Annotated in this window: 12 protein-coding genes, 2 tRNA genes and 3 rRNA genes; 11 read left to right on the top strand and 6 right to left on the bottom strand. The window is 52.2% G+C overall.

The window, feature by feature from the left end; translation table 11 throughout:
• Positions 1-2: 2 nt before the first annotated feature.
• The 5 genes from CIK78_RS10520 to CIK78_RS10540 all read right to left on the bottom strand — a co-directional run bounded on the left by CIK78_RS10520 (position 3) and on the right by CIK78_RS10540 (position 5,872).
• On the bottom strand, positions 3-506 hold the full coding sequence (locus CIK78_RS10520) for a hypothetical protein (RefSeq protein ID WP_096279796.1): 504 nt from the start codon (positions 504-506) through the stop codon (positions 3-5).
• Positions 507-612: 106 nt separating this feature from the next.
• Entirely contained in the window at positions 613-1,872 is a 1,260-nt protein-coding gene (locus CIK78_RS10525) for a DEAD/DEAH box helicase (RefSeq protein WP_096279798.1), read from the bottom strand.
• 319 nt (positions 1,873-2,191) lie between these two features.
• On the bottom strand, positions 2,192-2,797 hold the full coding sequence (locus tag CIK78_RS10530; protein WP_096279800.1) for an ABC-type transport auxiliary lipoprotein family protein: 606 nt from the start codon (positions 2,795-2,797) through the stop codon (positions 2,192-2,194).
• 11 nt (positions 2,798-2,808) lie between these two features.
• The gene (gene pqiB / locus CIK78_RS10535) at positions 2,809-4,506 is read right to left on the bottom strand and encodes an intermembrane transport protein PqiB (RefSeq protein WP_096279802.1); all 1,698 of its coding nucleotides are present in this window, start codon (positions 4,504-4,506) and stop codon (positions 2,809-2,811) included.
• Positions 4,499-5,872 carry a paraquat-inducible protein A gene (locus CIK78_RS10540; protein ID WP_096279804.1) on the bottom strand — a complete coding sequence of 458 codons (1,374 nt, stop codon included), beginning with the start codon at positions 5,870-5,872 and terminating at the stop codon, positions 4,499-4,501. Before CIK78_RS10540 ends, pqiB begins: the two co-directional genes overlap by 8 nt.
• Positions 5,873-6,318: 446 nt before the next feature.
• Between CIK78_RS10540 and CIK78_RS10545 the strand changes: the two genes are divergently transcribed.
• From CIK78_RS10545 to rrf, 11 genes are all read left to right on the top strand, one after another.
• Complete coding sequence (locus CIK78_RS10545) at positions 6,319-7,296, top strand: calcium/sodium antiporter (protein ID WP_096279806.1); 978 nt, start codon at positions 6,319-6,321, stop codon at positions 7,294-7,296.
• A 238-nt stretch (positions 7,297-7,534) separates the two neighbouring features.
• Positions 7,535-8,950: a cytochrome ubiquinol oxidase subunit I gene (locus tag CIK78_RS10550; protein WP_096279808.1), complete on the top strand. Its 1,416-nt coding sequence runs from the start codon at positions 7,535-7,537 to the stop codon at positions 8,948-8,950.
• Between the two features lie 2 nt (positions 8,951-8,952).
• Positions 8,953-9,954 carry a cytochrome d ubiquinol oxidase subunit II gene (cydB, locus tag CIK78_RS10555; RefSeq protein WP_096279810.1) on the top strand — a complete coding sequence of 334 codons (1,002 nt, stop codon included), beginning with the start codon at positions 8,953-8,955 and terminating at the stop codon, positions 9,952-9,954.
• 4 nt (positions 9,955-9,958) lie between these two features.
• Entirely contained in the window at positions 9,959-11,626 is a 1,668-nt protein-coding gene (cydD, locus tag CIK78_RS10560; protein ID WP_096279813.1) for a thiol reductant ABC exporter subunit CydD, read from the top strand.
• The gene (cydC, locus tag CIK78_RS10565) at positions 11,623-13,335 is read left to right on the top strand and encodes a thiol reductant ABC exporter subunit CydC (protein ID WP_096279815.1); all 1,713 of its coding nucleotides are present in this window, start codon (positions 11,623-11,625) and stop codon (positions 13,333-13,335) included. The genes cydD and cydC overlap by 4 nt, the downstream gene beginning before the upstream one ends.
• 25 nt (positions 13,336-13,360) lie before the next feature.
• The gene (locus CIK78_RS10570; protein ID WP_096279817.1) at positions 13,361-14,353 is read left to right on the top strand and encodes an adenosine deaminase; all 993 of its coding nucleotides are present in this window, start codon (positions 13,361-13,363) and stop codon (positions 14,351-14,353) included.
• Positions 14,354-14,722: 369 nt separating this feature from the next.
• Positions 14,723-16,255, top strand: a 16S ribosomal RNA gene (locus CIK78_RS10575).
• 115 nt (positions 16,256-16,370) lie between these two features.
• Positions 16,371-16,447, top strand: a tRNA-Ile gene (locus CIK78_RS10580).
• Between the two features lie 116 nt (positions 16,448-16,563).
• Positions 16,564-16,639: transfer RNA gene (locus CIK78_RS10585), tRNA-Ala, on the top strand.
• A gap of 264 nt (positions 16,640-16,903) precedes the next feature.
• Positions 16,904-19,801 (top strand): 23S ribosomal RNA (locus CIK78_RS10590).
• 163 nt (positions 19,802-19,964) lie between these two features.
• Positions 19,965-20,080, top strand: a 5S ribosomal RNA gene (gene rrf, locus CIK78_RS10595).
• The 16S, 23S and 5S rRNA genes sit together here with 2 tRNA genes alongside, the layout of an rRNA operon.
• Before the next feature lie 130 nt (positions 20,081-20,210).
• Here rrf and guaD read toward each other — a convergent pair.
• Positions 20,211-21,527, bottom strand: a complete 1,317-nt coding sequence (gene guaD, locus CIK78_RS10600; protein ID WP_096279819.1) for a guanine deaminase — start codon at positions 21,525-21,527, stop codon at positions 20,211-20,213.
• Position 21,528 lies beyond the last annotated feature (1 nt).

The raw sequence follows: 21,528 nt of genomic DNA on the forward strand, positions 1-21,528 counted from the left end.
AGTTACTTGAGGTGAGGGCGCAAGTCCCCGCGAACCGCATCAAGTAACGTAATGAAGTGATAGTCCTGTGCGGTATCCAGGCTGTCCACTTTAACGCTAGTGCGCATACCCTTATCCATGTGCAGCTGATCAAATATTTCTAAGGTCAGCTTGCGTGCAGGCTTATCACCGGGCGCCATAATGCCATCTTCAAGAGTGAAGGTTTCCAGCAGAGTGACCCGAACGCGAGTGCTGTTGCCTTCGCTCAGCACGCGCCGCACGAACAGCCAGCCTTCGCAAGGCAGAGCATGATCATCGTCACGCTGACGTAAAAACAGTGTGCGGTAGCAGGCACCTTCAACGGATGCCTTTTCAGCCATGCTGCGATAGGCCTGCATCACTTGCTTTGCGGAGGCCCGCGCATCTTCGAGACGCTGCACAATGCCTTGATGTTCACGGCTGAGCTGTTCTTGACGTTGAAAGGTCAGCCATTGGCGGTAGTCGGCCATAAGGTGGGATGACGCCATAATCACTCCATGAAAAATTGTTCACGCCAAAAGGCTGGAAAGAGATGCTAAAACAGCTGTTTGGAATATGCAAAGGGTTGCCCTTTACATATTCCGACAGTATCAATTAACGACGAGCGCGCCGTTTACGTTCACCGCCACCGGCATTGGCACTTTGGCCTTCGGGTTTACGTTTAGCTCGCGGCTGCCGCTGGTTACGACGGCCGTTTTCGATCGGCTCAGCCTTGATGCTAGGGTCAGGCTCAAATCCGGGTTCAATATGCTTTGGCAGCGTCTGTTTGATCAGGCGTTCGATGCTGCCCAGCAATGCGTCTTCGTCGACACATACCAGCGAAATAGCTTCGCCATTGCTGCCAGCGCGCCCCGTACGGCCAATACGGTGGACGTAATCTTCAGCCACGTTGGGTAGGTCAAAATTGACCACGTGAGGCAGTTCGTTAATATCCAGGCCGCGCGCAGCAATATCGGTCGCTACCAACACCTGCAGGTCGCCGCTCTTAAACGCCGTTAGTGCGCGAGTGCGGGCACCTTGGCTTTTATTGCCATGGATAGCCATAGCAGGAATATCTTGTTTGGAGAGCTGCTCGGCTAGGCGGTTAGCGCCATGCTTGGTACGTGTGAAAACAAGTACTTGGAACCAGCCGTTCTGCTGGATTAAATGGGCTAGCAGCTCGCGTTTTTTCTCACGATCGACGCGATAGATAGCTTGCTCAATTTTTTCGGCAGTCGTATTGCGCGGTGCCACTTCAATCAGCGCAGGGTTGTCCAGAAGCTGCTGAGCAAGCGTTTGAATCTCATTAGAAAATGTTGCCGAGAAAAGTAAATTTTGACGTTTTTTAGGCACTAAGCGTAATAGGCGCTTAATGTCGTGAATAAAGCCCATGTCGAGCATACGGTCGGCTTCATCAAGCACTAAAATTTCAACCGCGGACAGGTCAACGTGCCCCTGCTGGTGTAAGTCGAGCAGGCGGCCGGGCGTTGCGATGAGCACATCCAAACCGGCTTTAAGCGCATCGATTTGAGGCTGCTGGCCAACGCCACCAAAGATAATGTGTGAGCGCAGCGAGAGATGCTGGCCGTAGGTGGAAACACTTTCACCTACTTGAGCGGCAAGCTCGCGTGTCGGTGTCAGCACTAGCGCACGCACCTGACGTTTTGCCGGACGTTTGCCGTCGTTAAGTCGTTGCAGCATGGGAAGTGTAAAACCAGCTGTTTTGCCAGTGCCCGTTTGGGCACTGGCTAACATGTCACGACCTTCTAGTACGACAGGGATAGCCTGTCGTTGAATCGGAGTAGGTTCGGTGTAACCTTGCGCTGTGACAGCGCGTAACAAATCGGCGTGCAGGCCAAGATCAGAAAAGCTCATGCGTTCTCCGCAGCCACCTAGTGAGTCAGTACTGGTAAGTAGTGGGTGCCACTAGATGTAATGTTCAAAAAGCGAGGTTGATTCACCAGCGCGGCAGCGAAGTGTGTCAGATAATTCACTGGGCAGCGATGGTCGTTGGTTAGCCGTGTGTGACCGTGACAGGTGACATGAAAGCGACAGCGCTGAGAAGCGCTGCGGATTGATGTGCACGGACACATCAGAAAACTTACGTGTCGGTAATAAGCCGGGCAGTGTAACACGGTTATAACTAGGCAGCTTGTTTAGCTGCCTAGTATCCGTGATGACCTGATGTCACAGGTCAGTCGACGTAACCGCCTTGACGTATCTCCTGGGCGATAAGCTCAGCGGCTTGATCCCAGCTACTGCCTAGGGCGCGCACCAGCGCGGGATAGCCGTCTTCCTCAAGCCTTGTTTGTGCATAGAAGTTTTCCATTACCAGCAGCTCACCCTGGCTATCCAGCAGTTGCCACTGGCCACTCGTCACGGCAAAACCATCGAAGCGGCCTTGGAACTGATCAATATCTAGGCGTAGCGTGAGGGCATCTGACTGTGAGCCTTCGGCACGGACTACCCTGACCGTCGGCAGTGCTTGAGTTAAGCGAGCGCGCAGCCCGCGTTCAAGCTGCCTACCCAGACCCTCAGCCCACTGATGCTCACGCGCGGCGTTCAGCGTAATGTCGTCCAGCTGCATTACGATGCCGTCGACATCTAGGTAATGGGCGAGTCGTGGAGCGCTCAGCCGCAGTGTATTGCTGGGCTGGCCTGATGCAATAACCGCCTGATCGCTCGGCAGCATATAGCGGGCCGGTGGCGAAACGCTACTGGCGCACGCTGACACCAAAAGGCAAATCAGCAGTGCCGGTAGGCACCTCAGCCACGTCAACCAACTTGTCCCTATCAACATATTTGTCTCCTTTAGTCGCGTGGTGCGCGCGGAATGGGATCTTGGGTATCTAAATTATCAAACAGAAGCGCCCTTGGGTTATCGCTCAACGTGCGTGTCAATGGCTGTAAATCACGCATCAAGCGGTCGAGGCGTTCAATAGCCGCCGTAAGATCCTGATAAGCGGGTGAAGACGGGGACAATCCTTGCAGTGTGCTACGCAGCTCTTCAAGAGTGGCGTTGAGGTTGCCGCCTACGGCTTGAGTTTCAGGGTTGCTAAGCAGCTGATTGATAGAGGCACTAACGTCACGCACTTCGTTGAGAACGCTTTCAGAGGCCTGCAGATTACGATCTAGGCCGGTCAACAGGGGCTCTACTTCCAGCGAGTTGAGCTTGTCGAGTAAGTCGGTCACCTGCGCCTGTATTTGTGCAAAGCCACCAGCCACCGTTGGAAATACTTTTCGGCCAGAGAACTCTTCGCTCACATAGCTTTCGTTAAGGTCACGCTGGAAGTTTAAGTCGACAAAAAGCGCGCCGGTCAGGAGGCTGCCGCTTTTAAGCGAAGCGCGCAGGCCTAGTGAAAACATGCGATTAAAGCGTCCCTCCCATTCTGCCAAATCAATATCATTATTCTCAATACCCATGCGCTGAGGCTCAATTCTTATCAGCACAGGAATGGCAAAGCGCGACCGTGAATCTGGCTGAGGGGCGGTAAAGTTCCAAGGCACGGCTGCAACGGTACCCATGCGGACACCGCGAAACTCCACCGGTGCTCCCTTCGAAAGGCCGCGTACGGTTTCGTCTACCAGCAGTACATACTCTAAGTAGCGGTTAAACGTGCCTTCTCGTGCGGTGTCTTCATCGGCATACAAAATGAAGTGTGCGTCGGCTTCAACCGGCTGCCCCATGGGAAGCTCTTCGGGGACGCCAAAGGTCACACCTCCGCCAAGTAGCGCTTCAATGGACTCAACGTTAATGCGCACGCCATCGGCGCCTAAGCGAAAATCTACGCCGCTCGTTGTCCAAAAACGCGTGCTGTCGGTGACTAGCTGTGTGTAGGGCTCTTCGATAAATACCTTGTGCTGCATCGTGCGTGACTCAGGCTCAAAGCGATTTTCCTCGATACGGCCGACGGTATAACCCTGGTAAGACACAGGGTCGCCTACTCTCAGTGAGTTGCCTAGCTGGCTAGTGAGGCTAAGACGTAGGCCCGCTTGGCCGGCAGGTGCGACGGGGGGGATATCACTCACGGGGAATTCGCGACGCGGCGCTTCATCGGTGCCGGGCTCAAGCTGAATGTAGGCGCCCGACAGCACGGTGCCTAGGCCACTGATGCCTTCACGGCCAATACGCGGTTTGACCACCCAAAAGCGGCTATCTTGGCGTAGCATGTCTTCAACTTCAGGCTGAATGCGTGCGGTCATCACTGCATGTGAAAGGTCGTCGGATAGCCTTACGCTCTGCACGCGCCCAATTTCAACATTGCGGCTGCGAATCAGCGTATTGCCTGCTTCGATGCCCTCAGCGCTGTCCATGGTAAGCGTTACCAGGGTGCCGCGACTGGAATAATTGTCGTAAACCAGCCACATACCAATAGCAATAGCGACAATGGGCACGACCCAAATTGGCGATAGTCGCGTTTGGCGCGATGTCTTCGCCTTGTTTAAATCCGTGCCGTCGCTTGGGTCGGTACTTTTTTGGTCGGTATTTGTCGGTGTTTCATTAGCCATCAACAGGTTCCTTGGTGGCCGTTTTACGGCGTAAAAGAGAGCGGCGAGCTGGGAGGGGGGTATCCCAAATTAAGCGTGGATCAAATGTCATGGCGGCCAGCATGGTTAGTACTACTACCGAGCCAAAAGCGAGTGATGCGGGGCCTGGTGTAATCGACATTAAAGATCCTGCGCGGATTAGAGCAACTAAAATAGCCACAACAAAGACGTCGACCATCGACCATCGACCAATAAATTCGGTTAGCCGATAAAGCCGAGTCCGGCTTTGGGCATTCAGCGCATTGCTTCGTTTAACGACCAGACAAAGCCACGTTAACGCACCCAGCTTGCCCATAGGGACAATGACGCTGGCAATAAAGATCACCATAGCGATAGGCCATGAGCCCATTTGGATAAGCTGAACGACCCCGCCAATAATAGTTGAAGGCGTTGAATTGCCTAAACTCGTGGTCGTCATTATGGGGTAGATGTTGGCGGGAATATACATAATGGCTGATGCGCCAAGTAAAGCCCAAGTGCGCTGCAAGCTATGAGGCAGGCGCTGGTGCAGCTTCTCATGGCAGCGGGTACAGTGCCCTCGACCACGCCCTGAAAGTCTGTTGATAAGCCCGCAGGTTGGGCAGCCGGTTAATGCTTGGCCAGCGGCGGGCATACCTGTTTGCGTACCGTCGGGAGAGAGCGGCTCACCTTCTAGAGAAAACCACATCCAGTCGGCGTCGATGGATTGCGTGGTCATTAATAATAGCAGCGCAAATGCGCAAAACGCCCAAAACGAAATGCCCAGAGAAACATCGGCTAAGCCAGCTATCTTTATCAGGCTTACCAGGGCGCCAATAATAAATACATCGGCCATCATCCAGGGCGTTAGATGCGATAGTGAGCGTGCAATATCACGGCTAAAGGGTAGGGGGTGGTCGCGTAATAGACCAAACTGAAGCCACAGCACCCCAAGTAAATAAACGGCGGGCAGCACGACAATGGTCATGATGACGGCAATAGCGACTACGGGTTGATGAAAGCTAATAAGCGTAGTCGCGGTTTGCGATAGTTCAATGCGGTTGCTAACGCCGCTGACGCTGAAACTAATAAAGGGAAATGACACCGCTAGAATAAGAGCGGTGAGTGCTGCTAAGGCTAATGCCATGCTGCGCTGTGCTGGGTAGCGATGGCGTTTAACAAGCACGTGCGAACAGCGTGGGCAGGTGGCTTTTTCACCTGAGCTTAATGGCGGCAGTGCCGACACCCAGTCGCACTCATGACAGGCACGCAGACGTCGACGCTGAGTTCTAGTCTCAGGCGGTAAAAGGTCAACAAGTGGTGTGTTAACCGGTAACGAGCGGCGTTTAATGAAGCGTTGTGAGGGCAAAAGCCAAAACTCTCAGTGCGTATTCGTAGCAAAGCTACTAGGATGTGGCGCATTAGGCGGTCAAGCACTTATTTTAGCAATGTCGTTTGGCTAAAATGTCGTCTAAAAAGCGCAAAGAAAAAGCCTTTGATCAGAGCCTCGACGAGTGTCTCGATTGCTTCGCGATGGATCATCGACGACGTAAACAGTGGATGCGCACTGCCTAATGCATTCCAGCTTCATACAATGTCTGTCTGGGTCTGCGTATCTAAACGTAAAACTCATGAAATAGCATTTGAACATGATGCTAGTAAATCGCACTTTGTCATAGCACTTTATAGTAGTGCGTTGATAGAGCAATGCGTTGATAGAAAGCTTAGCCATATTGCCTGAAAATAGCGCCTGAAACTGAACTTGAAAATAGCACCTGAAAAGTGTGCCTGTCATTACGCCCATAAGGAAATGAAATGTTGCTACCAGTGTTAGCGGTTGCGTTCGGATTGGCGTTGCTAGTTTGGAGTGCCGAGAAATTTGTTGAAGGCGCCGCGGCAACGTCGCGCTGGCTCGGGCTTTCGCCTTTGTTGATCGGCATGCTGGTTATAGGCTTTGGTACCTCAGCACCTGAAATGATGGTGTCGGTGCTGGCCGCGATGCAAGGTAATCCAGGCTTGGCGGTGGGCAATGCCTACGGCTCGAATATCGCCAACATTGGCTTGGTGCTGGGCTCTGTGGCACTTATTGCGCCGCTGGCAGTGCACTCCAGCGTTATTCGTAAAGAAATGCCGCTGCTAATGTTATGTACTTTAGTCACTGGATGGATGTTGTTAGACGGCATAGTGACGCGCTGGGAAGCGCTATGCCTGCTGTTAGTACTGGTTGTGTTCATTGTTGTCAGCATCATTCGTTCGCGTAATCAGTCCAATGATGCGCTTGTCGCTGAGGTGACAGAAACCCTTGAAAACAAGCCCATGTCCCGCGGCAAGTCCATCATGTGGACGCTGTTAGGCTTGATTTTGTTGGTGGCAAGCTCGCGATTGCTAGTGTGGGGTGCGGTTGAAATTGCCGTGCGCTTTGGCGTCAGTGACTTGATTATTGGGTTGACCGTTGTGGCCGTCGGCACGTCTTTGCCAGAGCTTGCATCCTCTATTAGTGCTTTGCGCCGCAAAGAGCACGATATGGTGCTGGGTAACATCGTGGGCTCTAACCTGTTTAATAGCTTGGCAGTGGTCGGGATTGCTGGCTTGATCGCGCCCATTGAAACAGGGCGTGAGGTGTTGGTGCGCGATTGGAGCGTTATGACGTGTATGACGCTGCTTATGATTTTATTTGCATTCTCGTGGCGGGGGCGCCCGCGTCGAATTAATCGTTTAGAAGGCGGTATCTTGCTGGCGCTCTTTGTGGCTTACACCGGGTATATGGTGAGTATTGTGGTGATGTCTAGGTAAGGGAACATTGATATAACAGAAAAAAGGCGGTGCTATGCTGTCCGGTGCGTCAATGCGACTCATCTTGGCCGCGTAGCACCTGTTATATAATGTTTGCCTAAGAGGGCGCTTGAGAAAGGCCATATTAGTGACTAAATAAGCTTAGTGAGTATAGCTAGAAGCCTTTTATCGACTAAGCTTTAGCTAGGCTTGTGTTAGCCCATTAACGGGATGCCGATTCAGGTTTTGGGGGAGTGACATGGAACTAGATCCACTATTGTTATCACGATTGCAGTTTGCGTTTGTGATCTGTTTCCACACTATCTTCCCGGTGTTTACCATCGGCCTCGCTTCCTACATTGCGTTGCTTCAGGGGCTGTTTTTCAAAACGCATAATCCTGCCTGGGATCGTTTGGCTCTGTTCTGGACGAAAGTCTTTGCTGTCGTTTTCGGCATGGGCGTAGTGTCGGGCATCGTAATGTCGTTTCAGTTCGGTACGAACTGGAGTAATTTCTCGATGGCGGCCTCTAACTTTTTAGGCCCCATGCTCAGTTATGAAGTCGTGACAGCCTTTTTCCTAGAAGCTGCTTTCCTGGGGATATTGCTTTTTGGGCGCGGCAAAGTTCCTCAAGGAGTTCACTTGTTTGCGGCCATCATGGTTGCGGTGGGCACCTTTATATCCGCTTTCTGGATACTGTCAGCCAACAGCTGGATGCATACGCCGGCTGGCGTAGAGTTGATTGACAACAGATTTCACATCACTTCCTGGTCTGAGGCAATTTTTAATCCCTCTTTTCCGTACCGCTTTGTCCATATGGCCCTGGCGTCGTTTATTACCGGTGGGTTTGTCGTTGCCGGCGTGAGCGCTTGGTTTTTAGTGCGTGGTCGCGACCCCGAGGCCAATCGTCGTGCGCTATCTATGTGCCTCTGGTTACTGCTGTTTTTAACCCCAGCGCAGGCGGTGGTGGGTGATTTCCACGGTTTAAATACCCTAGAGCACCAGCCGGCTAAAGTCGCCGCTATGGAAGGTCATTGGGAGACTTCCACTAACGTCCCGCTGCTGTTGTTCGCTATTCCTGACCAAGAGGCGCAAGCCAATAATTTTGAGCTCGGTATTCCTAACCTGGCCAGCATTATTTTGACGCACTCGCCTGACGGGGAAATACCCGGCCTCAATGAAGTGGCTGTCGAAGAGCAGCCGCCAGTGATTATTGTGTTCTGGGCTTTCCGGGTCATGGTCGGCATTGGGCTATTAATGATTGGTGTATCGCTGATAGGACTGATGTTGCGTCGCAACGAGCGTATTTATCACCAACGATTATTTTTAAAGGCCTTAACCGGCATGATTTCCCTGCCTTTTATCGCGGTGCTGGCGGGCTGGATAGTGACAGAGTCTGGTCGTGCGCCGTGGTTGGTTTACGGCATGATGACGCATGCAGAGGGTTTAACGCCGTCGCTCACCGGCTCCATGGCATTGTTTTCACTGATTGGTTATATCCTGGTATACGCCGTGGTGTTCTATGCAGGGATTTATTATCTCACGCGGGTCGTTCGCAACGGTATGTTGCCGGAAGACGATCGTGAAACGACAGATATGAATGTCCATCGTCCTATGCGGCCACTATCTGCTGCGAATACCCCTTTTGACGATGATGTTGACCCGGTGAGGAACTGAGCATGGAAATGTTTGATCTGACGTTAATCTGGGCCTTCATCATTGGTTTCGGCATCATGATGTATGTGCTGATGGATGGGTTTGATTTAGGGTTGGGGATTCTCTACCCCTTTGCGCCCGATGAAGATGCTCGCGATGTAATGATGAATTCGGTCGCGCCGATATGGGATGGCAACGAAACGTGGCTAGTGCTGGGTGGTGCTGGCCTGCTAGGCGCATTCCCGTTGGTTTATTCAGTTTTCTTGCCAGCGCTTTATATCGGCGTTTTCTTGATGCTGGCTGGTTTGATATTTCGCGGCATTGCGTTTGAGTTTCGCTTCAAGTCACGGCGTAACCGGCATTGGTGGAACCGTGCTTTTTGCTGGGGATCGGCCATTGCGGCCTTTGCTCAGGGCGCCGTGGTCGGTGCCTATATTCAAGGCTTTCCGGTTGAAGATTTCGTCTATGTTGGCGGTGCATTTGATTGGCTGACGCCTTTCTCTGTGTTGACTGGCCTTGGCTTAATGGCAGGCTATGCATTGCTAGGCGCCACTTGGCTGATACTCAAATCTGAAGGCCACGTTCAAGACTGGGCGTATAAAATCACCCCTATGTTACTCGCGCTAGTGCTGTTCGTATTTGCGGTGATTAGCCTTTGGACACCCTTTGTAAATCCACGTGTTTGGGAGCGTTGGTTTGGTAATATTCAGCTAATTTGGATATTTCCGGCGATGGCGCTGGTGTGTTCCTTTATTGTTTATCGCACGGTGCAAAAGCGTCGCGAACTTGCCCCTTTTCTCGCCACGATTGGTATCTACTTTTTTACTTACTTAGGCCTTATTGTCAGCAAATGGCCGGTTATCGTGCCGCCCAATTACACGCTGTGGGACGCCGCATCCGCTCCAGAGTCTCAGCTGTTCCTGCTGGTAGGGATGGTGTTTGTTATTCCTGTCATCTTGGCTTATACCGCCTGGACGTACTGGGTGTTCCGCGGCAAAGTACGTGTAGGTGAGGGATATCACTGAGCACATGGTAACGAAAGTGGCAGTCTTAACGCCGCGTAGTTGGCTGAAAGAATTGGCTTTAACGCAACGCAACCGCTTGCTCGGTGCGGCGCTTTGCGGAGTGCTGGCGGGTAGCCAAACTATTGTTTTAGTCGTGGGGCTTGCATGGCTTATCGAGCAGTTGGTAGTGCAGGATCGCTCGCCGTTAACACTACTGCCCGTGTTTGGTTTGCTAGCTGGCTGTGTAATGCTGCGAGCCTTGTGCCAGTGGTGCTATGAAACGCTGAGTTTGGAAGCCGGTCTGCGTATTCGTCAGCTAGCCAGAGCGCAGCTATTGGACAAGCTTTCTGCACTAGGCCCTGTATGGCTAACTAGTCAGCATAGCGGTTCTCTAGCCAATCAGGTGGTTGAGCATATCGATGCCCTGGAAGGCTATTTCGCCCGATTTTATCCTCAACTGCTAATTACCCTCTTTCTACCTCTCGTAATATTGATAGTAGTGGGGTGGCTGGATTATTTAGTGGCCATTTTTCTACTTCTCTCAGCGCCGTTAATTCCTCTTTTTATGGCGCTTGTGGGTATGGGGGCTGAGCGTCTTAATCGCGACCAGTTTGTCGCCGTATCCCGACTATCTGCCTATTTTATTGACCGCGTGCGCGGCATGACAACGCTACAGCTATTTGGTCGTACGGGTGCCGTGCAGCAGGATGTTTGGTATGCCACCGACGATTATCGGCGCCTGAGTATGCGCACTTTACGCCTTGCCTTTCTCTCTTCAGCGGTACTTGAATTCTTTGCTTCCGTCGCGATTGCTGTTGTGGCTATGTACGTGGGGTTCGGGCTGCTGGGCTACATTGAATATGGGCCTTCACCATCTTTGACGCTTTTTACGGGCCTAGCCGTACTGTTGTTAGCACCTGAGTTTTTCCAGCCCTTGCGTACGCTTTCACAGCATTACCATGACCGCGCAGCGGCTCTTGGCGCCGCTGAAAGCGTAGTGAATATATTTAATGTACCCGACATGGTGAGTGCCAACGAACATGCGAGGCCATTATCAGGCGCATCGGCTATCGAGCTAACGGCTGCTTGTGCTGCTTATCCCGGGCGTGGCCAGGTAGTAGGGCCTATCGATCTAACCATTCAGCAGGGCGATGCGGTGGTTATTAGCGGCGCATCGGGAAGCGGCAAGTCGACGCTATTAGCTTTGCTCGCAGGCTTTGTTGCACCGAGTGCGGGTACGGTGCGCTGGCAGAGTGCCCGTTATGCCTGGTTGGATCAGCAGCCATGCTTGTTGTACGGCAGCCTGGAGGATAACTTGCGTTTAGCGGCGCCAGACGCTTCCCGTGACGAGATGTTGGCCGCGCTGCAGCGTGCAGGCTTAGGCTCTCTCTTAACTCAGTTGCCTAAAGGCCTGGACACGCTGATTGGCGAGCGTGGAGTGGGCCTGTCAGGCGGGCAGGCGCAGCGCCTGGCTCTCGCTCGTGTATACCTCAGTAATGCCCCGCTAGTGTTATTAGATGAGCCCACGACGAGTTTAGATGTAGAGACCGAGCAGTTTGTATTGACAGCATTGCTAGCGCTAGCCAAAGAGGGGCGTACGCTGGTGATCGCGACCCATCATGCGGCGGTGATTGCATCTGCTCAGCGACATTTTGTGTTTAAAGAGGGCCTGTTGGAAAAGGTCCGCTCATGATTAATATTTATCGTGATTTCCGCCCCTGGTTGCAGCTTTTAATACAGCGACGTCGGCGTTTTTTAGTCGGCTCTCTTCTTGTCTGGATTACTTTAATGGCTGGGCTGGCGCTACTGGGGCTCTCCGGTTGGTTTATTACCGCGAGTGCATTGACCGGTATCGCCTTTGCGTTGGGTATTCCCGCGCGCCTAGACGTTTATGTGCCTGGTGGAGGCATTCGGTTTTTTGCTCTTGTGCGCACCGTTGCCCGTTATGTTGAGAGGCTCTATAACCACAATACGGTACTAACGCTGCTGGCTGATCTGCGTTATCGCGTATTCGGCTATTTAACAGGGTTTGACGATGCTCGCCTGCGCGCAGAGCGGGCGAGTGATTGGCTGAGTCGCTTAACGGCTGATATCGACACCTTGGATAATTTTTATTTACGCATTCTGGTGCCCCCTGTCGTGGCGTTGCTTAGCGTATTGGCGGTGTCGTTGTTCGTGGCTATATGGTTGCCAAGCGTTGCGTTGCTAATGGCGATAACGTTGGGTTTGCTTTGGCTGGTAGTGACATTTTTTGCGGCTACCTGGGGTTTTTCGCAAAGCTATCAGCAGGTCGTTGATCAGCAGCTTCTTCGTCGCTTGACTGTCGATCAGGTGCAGGCCTGCGCAGAGTTAATTAGTTATCAAAGTTCACAATGGCATCGGTCGCTTATTGCCCGTCAGGAGCAGCAGGCATTAAGTAATCAGCGTTCCTTAGGCCGCAGGACAGCTTTGATTAACTGCCTTGTAGGTGCCGTTAGTGGATTAATGGTGATAGGCGTTTTGTGGCTCGCAAGTGTGGCATTTCATCAGCAGTGGGTGACAGGCCCCATTTTAGTTATGGCTGTGCTGATTGCGCTCGGTGCTAATGAGGCGTTTATTGCTTTGCCCGCAAGCTTTATGAAACTCGGTGCTAGCTACGCCGCAGTGCGCCGGCTAAATAAATTAACGGCTGGTCGCGAGCCAATGGGTTCACCCGTTACGCTACCCGTAGGCGTAGGTTTTGCCATCACTGCTTATCAGCTTTCTCTGACCTATGCGCAGTCATTTGTCCCGGCGTTAAGCGATATTAGCTTTGAATTGCCTGCTGGAAAGCGTGCCGTGATTACCGGAAGCTCCGGAGCGGGAAAGTCCTCACTGGCCAGCCTGCTGATGGGGCGCCTAAGAGCGACGCAGGGTGACATTATGATTGCCGGTGTGCATGCGTGGCATCTATCGCCAGCGAGCCGTGCAAGCAAATTGGCTATGCTCACGCAGCAAGTAGATTTATTTGATGCCTCATTAGCAGAAAATCTGCGTATTGCTAGCCCCGACGCGAGCGATGCAATGCTTCATGAGGTATTAAAGGCTGTTGCTCTGAGCGATTGGGTGAGCCAACTTCCTGATGGTCTAGATACTGCGGTAGGTGAAAGAGGTCAGCAGCTTTCCGGTGGGCAGGCGCGACGCGTAGCATTAGCGCGCTTGATGCTACGCGATCCTAGCGTGGTCATCCTTGACGAGCCTTTCGCTGGCCTCGATGCACCCACTGCGCAACATGTTGCTTTCTCGTTGGACCTGTGGCTGGTCAATCGAAGCGCCATCTTTTTTATTCATCAGATTGGCTCGTTGGATCTGCTGCCCCGCGTTGAGTACCACTGGCATCTTGACGCCGGTAAGCTGCTTGAAATGGATGAACGCAGTACCTAACACGCGCAATAGTAAGGAGCCCGCAATGCATGATTTTTTACGTGACCTTCCTAAAGTAGAGCTCCACCTGCACATTGAGGGCTCGCTTGAGCCGGAGCTAATGTTTGCTTTGGCGCAGCGTAATGGCATTGATTTGCCTTATGCGACAGTGCAGGAGGCTAAAAATGCTTATCTTTTTAGCAACCTGCAGGAGTTCTTGGCTCTCTATTTTCAGGGTATGAACGTGCTCCGCAAAGAGGAGGACTTTTACGACCTGGCCATGGACTATTTTAAGCGTGCGCGAGGCGAGGGCGTTGTCCATATTGATATGCATTTTGACCCTCAGGCACATCTTCAGCGCGGCGTGCCGTTAGACGTCGTGATGAGTGGGCTGTTAAAGGCCAAGCAAGTGGCAGCAGAAACGCTGGATCTTACGATAGGTTTGATCATGGCTTTTCTGCGTGATCGCCCTGCAGAAGAGGCGCTTCATGTGCTGGAGCAAGCGGCGCCTTATTGGAAAATGCTGGATGCCATTGGTTTAGATAGTGCTGAGCAAAACAATCCGCCGGCAAAGTTCGTCGATCTATTTAACCGCGCTAAACAGTTAGGCCTTGTGCGCGTGGCGCATGCGGGTGAGGAGGGGCCGGCTGAATATATCAATGAGGCATTGGATATTCTTGATGTTCAGCGCATAGACCATGGAGTGCGTTGCTTAGAAAGCGATGAGGTGGTGGCGCGTTTGCGTCGCGAACAGATTGTTCTTACTGTTTGCCCACTTTCCAATGTCAGTTTGAAAGTGGTTGAAAATCTACGTGATCACCCGCTTCCGAAACTTCTGGCGGAAGGGCTTAAGGTTACTATTAGTTCAGATGATCCTGCCTATTTTGGTGGCGGCATGCTGTCGAATCATATGGCTTGCGCCGAAGCATTCGGGTGGGATAAGTCCGTGTTTCGGCAATTGACCTTTAATGCTATTGATGAAGCCTTCGTTACTAATGATCGGCGTGAGGAATTGCGTGCACGCTTAGCAGCCCTGTAGGTTTGTCTCTTTTAAAACATTTAGGCACTGGCCGCTGACATAGGTGCTGTTGAGTCCAATGTGAGGTTTTTGCTAATAAATATGTGTTTCACTGTTGACCCCGATAGGAAATCGGGTAGTATACGCCACACGTCAACGGGGCACGGCCTCGGCGACCAGCTCTTTAACAATTTGATCAGGTAATTCATGTGGGCGCTTGCTGATGTTGGTGACAAATCACCAAATATCAAGGCAAGCGACTCAAGCAATAAGGTTTTAAAGGCATTGCCTTTTTAATCTGTTTTGAATGAATTCGTTTGAACCTTGAGCCAAGTTTGATTCGCTTTTGTGTTTTCCTCGGAAGACACGAGTAAGGATCACAATGATTGTAAACTGAAGAGTTTGATCATGGCTCAGATTGAACGCTGGCGGCAGGCCTAACACATGCAAGTCGAGCGGTAACAGATCTAGCTTGCTAGATGCTGACGAGCGGCGGACGGGTGAGTAATGCATAGGAATCTGCCCGATAGTGGGGGATAACCTGGGGAAACCCAGGCTAATACCGCATACGTCCTACGGGAGAAAGGGGGCTTCGGCTCCCGCTATTGGATGAGCCTATGTCGGATTAGCTAGTTGGTGAGGTAATGGCTCACCAAGGCAACGATCCGTAGCTGGTCTGAGAGGATGATCAGCCACATCGGGACTGAGACACGGCCCGAACTCCTACGGGAGGCAGCAGTGGGGAATATTGGACAATGGGGGCAACCCTGATCCAGCCATGCCGCGTGTGTGAAGAAGGCCTTAGGGTTGTAAAGCACTTTCAGCGAGGAAGAACGCCTAGTGGTTAATACCCATTAGGAAAGACATCACTCGCAGAAGAAGCACCGGCTAACTCCGTGCCAGCAGCCGCGGTAATACGGAGGGTGCAAGCGTTAATCGGAATTACTGGGCGTAAAGCGCGCGTAGGTGGCTTTATAAGCCGGTTGTGAAAGCCCCGGGCTCAACCTGGGAACGGCATCCGGAACTGTGAGGCTAGAGTACAGGAGAGGAAGGTAGAATTCCCGGTGTAGCGGTGAAATGCGTAGAGATCGGGAGGAATACCAGTGGCGAAGGCGGCCTTCTGGACTGATACTGACACTGAGGTGCGAAAGCGTGGGTAGCAAACAGGATTAGATACCCTGGTAGTCCACGCCGTAAACGATGTCGACCAGCCGTTGGGTGCCTAGAGCACTTTGTGGCGAAGTTAACGCGATAAGTCGACCGCCTGGGGAGTACGGCCGCAAGGTTAAAACTCAAATGAATTGACGGGGGCCCGCACAAGCGGTGGAGCATGTGGTTTAATTCGATGCAACGCGAAGAACCTTACCTACCCTTGACATCTATAGAAGATTGCAGAGATGCGATTGTGCCTTCGGGAACTATAAGACAGGTGCTGCATGGCTGTCGTCAGCTCGTGTTGTGAAATGTTGGGTTAAGTCCCGTAACGAGCGCAACCCTTGTCCTTATTTGCCAGCGAGTAATGTCGGGAACTCTAAGGAGACTGCCGGTGACAAACCGGAGGAAGGTGGGGACGACGTCAAGTCATCATGGCCCTTACGGGTAGGGCTACACACGTGCTACAATGGCCGGTACAAAGGGCTGCGAGCTCGCGAGAGTCAGCGAATCCCTTAAAGCCGGTCTCAGTCCGGATCGGAGTCTGCAACTCGACTCCGTGAAGTCGGAATCGCTAGTAATCGTGAATCAGAATGTCACGGTGAATACGTTCCCGGGCCTTGTACACACCGCCCGTCACACCATGGGAGTGGACTGCACCAGAAGTGGTTAGCCTAACGCAAGAGGGCGATCACCACGGTGTGGTTCATGACTGGGGTGAAGTCGTAACAAGGTAGCCGTAGGGGAACCTGCGGCTGGATCACCTCCTTAAACGATGCGTCACAGTTAGTAAGCGTCCACAATGAATTACCTGATCAAGTGATAGAGCAAACGGTAGTTAATTTAGTTGCTACAGGTTCCCAAGATCTGTAATGGCTGAATAGCCGGGTCTGTAGCTCAGTTGGTTAGAGCGCACCCCTGATAAGGGTGAGGTCGGCAGTTCAAGTCTGCCCAGACCCACCAAATTTTATCCAGCACTGCGTTATTTTATGACTCGCATAGCAGGCTATGCTTCGTCATAAAATGCCTTGTTCTGAATAAAATTACCCGGATGTAGTTTTAATAGTCGTTAGCTAGATGGGGCCATAGCTCAGCTGGGAGAGCGCCTGCCTTGCACGCAGGAGGTCAGCGGTTCGATCCCGCTTGGCTCCACCATTTATTTAACGGTGTTTTAAATTAGCACTTTAATTTAGTACCTTAACGACCGTTTGTTAATGTTTTGTGACCACTGATAAGTCACTGTGCTGTCGTTTAAAGCACGTTGCTTTATCACTGTTCATTGAACAGCCGCTCTTTAACAATGTATATCATGCTGACAAGAACACACCGCAAGGTGGGTTCTTAAATTGTGATACGTTTTATACGTATCCGGCAAATGAACGTTATCATTGCGAGACACCAGACTCCTTCGGGTTATAGGGTCAAGCAATGAAGCGCACACGGTGGATGCCTAGGCAGTCAGAGGCGATGAAAGACGTGGTAGCCTGCGATAAGGTTCGGTGAGGTGGCAACAACCTGTGACCCGGACATCTCTGAATGGGGAAACCCACTGACCATAAGGTCAGTATCTTACACTGAATACATAGGTGTAAGAGGCGAACCAGGGGAACTGAAACATCTAAGTACCCTGAGGAAAAGAAATCAACCGAGATTCCCCTAGTAGCGGCGAGCGAACGGGGACCAGCCCTTAAGCATGTGAATGATTAGGCGAACAGATTGGGAAGTCTGGCCGTAGCAGGTGATAGCCCTGTAGTCGAAAATCTGATCATGTGAAATCGAGTAGGTCGGGGCACGAGAAACCTTGACTGAAGACGGGGGGACCATCCTCCAAGGCTAAATACTCCTGACTGACCGATAGTGAACCAGTACCGTGAGGGAAAGGCGAAAAGAACCCCGGATAGGGGAGTGAAATAGATCCTGAAACCGTGTGCGTACAAGCAGTAGGAGCAGACTTGTTCTGTGACTGCGTACCTTTTGTATAATGGGTCAGCGACTTATATTCAGTGGCGAGGTTAACCGTATAGGGGAGCCGTAGGGAAACCGAGTCTTAACTGGGCGACACAGTCGCTGGATATAGACCCGAAACCGAGCGATCTATCCATGAGCAGGGTGAAGGTTGAGTAACATCAACTGGAGGCCCGAACCAGGATCTGTTGAAAAAGATTTGGATGACTTGTGGATCGGAGTGAAAGGCTAATCAAGCTCGGAGATAGCTGGTTCTCCTCGAAAGCTATTTAGGTAGCGCCTCACGTATTACCGCCGGGGGTAGAGCACTGTTTCGGCTAGGGGGTCATCCCGACTTACCAACCCGAGGCAAACTCCGAATACCGGTGAGTACAGCGTGGGAGACACACGGCGGGTGCTAACGTCCGTCGTGAAAAGGGAAACAACCCAGACCGTCAGCTAAGGTCCCGAAATCCTGGTTAAGTGGGAAACGATGTGGGAAGGCTTAGACAGCTAGGAGGTTGGCTTAGAAGCAGCCATCCTTTAAAGAAAGCGTAATAGCTCACTAGTCGAGTCGGCCTGCGCGGAAGATGTAACGGGGCTAAACCAGGTACCGAAGCTACGGGTGCGTCATTATTTCGATAATGATGCGCGGTAGAGGAGCGTCGTGTAAGCCAATGAAGGTGGATTGAGAAGTCTGCTGGAGGTATCACGAGTGCGAATGCTGACATGAGTAACGATAAAGGGAGTGAAAAACTCCCTCGCCGGAAGACCAAGGTTTTCTGTTCGATGCTAATCAGAGCAGAGTGAGTCGGCCCCTAAGGCGAGGCCGAAAGGCGTAGTCGATGGAAAACGGGCTAATATTCCCGTACCGGACATGGTTGCGATGGGGGGACGAAGAAGGCTAGGTGAGCCAGGCGTTGGTTGTCCTGGTGAAAGTGAGTAGGCCGAGATCTTAGGAAAATCCGGGATCTTAAAGCCGAGACACGAGATGAACTGACTACGGTCAGGAAGTCACTGATGCCACGCTTCCAGGAAAAGCCTCTAAGCTTCAGATCATGTGCGACCGTACCCCAAACCGACACAGGTGGTCAGGGAGAGAATCCCAAGGCGCTTGAGAGAACTCGGGTGAAGGAACTAGGCAAAATGGTGCCGTAACTTCGGGAGAAGGCACGCCGGCGTAGGGTGAAGAGACTTGCTCTCCTAGCCCGAACCGGTCGAAGATACCAGGTGGCTGCAACTGTTTATTAAAAACACAGCACTCTGCTAACTCGTAAGAGGACGTATAGGGTGTGACGCCTGCCCGGTGCCGGAAGGTTAAATGATGGTGTTAGCCGCAAGGCGAAGCTCTTGATTGAAGCCCCGGTAAACGGCGGCCGTAACTATAACGGTCCTAAGGTAGCGAAATTCCTTGTCGGGTAAGTTCCGACCTGCACGAATGGCGTAATGATGGCCACGCTGTCTCCACCCGAGACTCAGTGAAATTGAAATCGCCGTGAAGATGCGGTGTACCCGCGGCTAGACGGAAAGACCCCGTGAACCTTTACTATAGCTTCACACTGGACGCTGATGTTGCCTGTGTAGGATAGCTGGGAGGCTTTGAACTTTGGACGCCAGTTCGAAGGGAGCCAACCTTGAAATACCAGCCTGGCATCATTGGCGTTCTCACTCAGGTCCGTTATCCGGATCGAGGACAGTGTGTGGTGGGTAGTTTGACTGGGGCGGTCTCCTCCTAAAGAGTAACGGAGGAGCACGAAGGTACCCTCAGCACGGTCGGACATCGTGCATTGAGTGCAAGAGCATAAGGGTGCTTGACTGCGAGACAGACACGTCGAGCAGGTGCGAAAGCAGGTTCTAGTGATCCGGTGGTTCTGTATGGAAGGGCCATCGCTCAACGGATAAAAGGTACTCCGGGGATAACAGGCTGATACCGCCCAAGAGTTCACATCGACGGCGGTGTTTGGCACCTCGATGTCGGCTCATCACATCCTGGGGCTGAAGTCGGTCCCAAGGGTATGGCTGTTCGCCATTTAAAGTGGTACGCGAGCTGGGTTTAGAACGTCGTGAGACAGTTCGGTCCCTATCTGCCGTGGGCGTTGGATGTTTGAGAAGGGCTGCTCCTAGTACGAGAGGACCGGAGTGGACGACCCTCTGGTGTTCCGGTTGTCACGCCAGTGGCATTGCCGGGTAGCTATGGTCGGACGGGATAACCGCTGAAAGCATCTAAGCGGGAAGCCCCCTTCAAGATGAGACATCCCTGAGGCCTAGAGCCTCCTGAAGGGCCCAGCGAGACCAGCTGGTTGATAGGCACGGTGTGGAAGCGCTGCAAGGCGTTGAGCTAACGTGTACTAATGGCCCGTGAGGCTTGACTCTATAACACCCAAGGGGTCTGGTCGCAGTGATAACGTTATGATGTTAACGCATCAAAAAAAAGCCGGATACGCAGCGTGTGGCCCAGCCCACTCATCAAGAGTGAACAAGCAGGCGGCACGACAGCAAGAAACGATCACATCAGCATGATATACGACCAGTTACGCCTGACGACCATAGCACGCGTGAACCACCTGATCCCTTGCCGAACTCAGAAGTGAAACCGCTTAGCGCCGATGGTAGTGTGGGGTCTCCCCATGCGAGAGTAGGTCATCGTCAGGCACTTATACGAAAAATCCCCCGAGGCTAACGCCCCGGGGGATTTTTTTTTGCATCTTTTTTAATTTTAGAGATACATTTGCGAGATACACAAAGTCTTAAAGCCGCTTATGAAGCGGCTTTAAGCATGCTGTTATAGGTCTCTGCGATGCTGGCATTGACCACCGGCCCAGGTTTCATAAATAGCTCGATCATCGGCCAGCATCATCAAGGCAAAAAGCCGCTCCCCAAGCGTTGTGCAATGGCTTACTCGTCGAGACAGTAATGGTGTCGCCCGAGTGTCGATGACGATGAAGTCGGCCTCCAGAGTAGGAGCCAGACGCCCAATATAGCTGTCCAGAGAGAGAGCTTTAGCGTTACCCAACGTTAAGCCATAAAATCCTTGCCATGCGGTAAGTGGTTGCCCGCCTAGTTGGCCCACCTGGTAGGCAGCTTTGAGCGTTGCAAAGCCTGATAGATCCGTTCCTGCGCCGATGTCACTGGCAAATGTAAATGCCATACCTGTTTGGTCGGCTGCTTCTCGGTCAAATAAACCGCTGCCAAGGAAAAGGTTGGAGCTAGGGCAAAAAGCAACGTTAGCGCCTCTATCCGCTAAGCGTTGACGCATGCCGTTAGTCAGATGAATGCCGTGTGCAAAAGTACTGCGAGGGCCTACTAAGCCTGCCTCTTCATAAACTGCTAGGTAGTCACGGCTGCCTGGGAAAAGTTCAGCTACCCAATCTAGTTCACCGCTATTTTCGGCTAAGTGTGTTTGTAGCCAAAGGCTTGAATCATTGCGTAGAAGAGCGCCGGCAGCATCCATTTGTGTCTTGGTCGATGTCGGCGCAAAACGTGGTGTTACGCTGTATCCCAACCGGCCATTGCCGTGCCAATCTTCAATGAGGCGCTCGCTATCTGCAATGCCAGATGCGCCGTCCATCAGCGCCTCTGGGCCATTGCGATCCATCAGCACCTTGCCAACGAGCATACGCAGCTGTCGTTTTTGGCAGGCTGTGAAAAAGGCATCTACCGAGCCAGGATGGCTAGAGCCAAAGACTTGGGCTGATGTAGTACCTGCTCGCAGCATTTCATCTAAAAACGCATTAGATAAAGCTTCAGCATGCGCATGATTGGCAAAGCGACACTCTTCCGGAAATGTGTAATCGTTTAGCCAGTCCAGTAGCTGTCGACCATATGATGCCATAATGTCGAGCTGGACATAGTGCACATGGGTGTCAATAAACCCAGGCATGATTAATTTATCGCGATAGTCCAGCACATGGCTACCCTCTGGCAGCGAGGGTGCTATCTCCGAAAAATGTCCTACGGCATGAATATGCTGGCCTTTTAACCAAAGTAATCCATCGCCATAGTGCTCGAGGCTACCCGGTTGTGGTGTGTCGCCGTTTCCAGGATCGCGTGCAAAGCTAATCAATTCGGCGCGAATAAGCGTATCGGTAGAGGAAATCATA

It is taken from the genome of Halomonas sp. JB37 (assembly GCF_002332255.1).
GTDB lineage: Bacteria > Pseudomonadota > Gammaproteobacteria > Pseudomonadales > Halomonadaceae > Vreelandella > Vreelandella casei.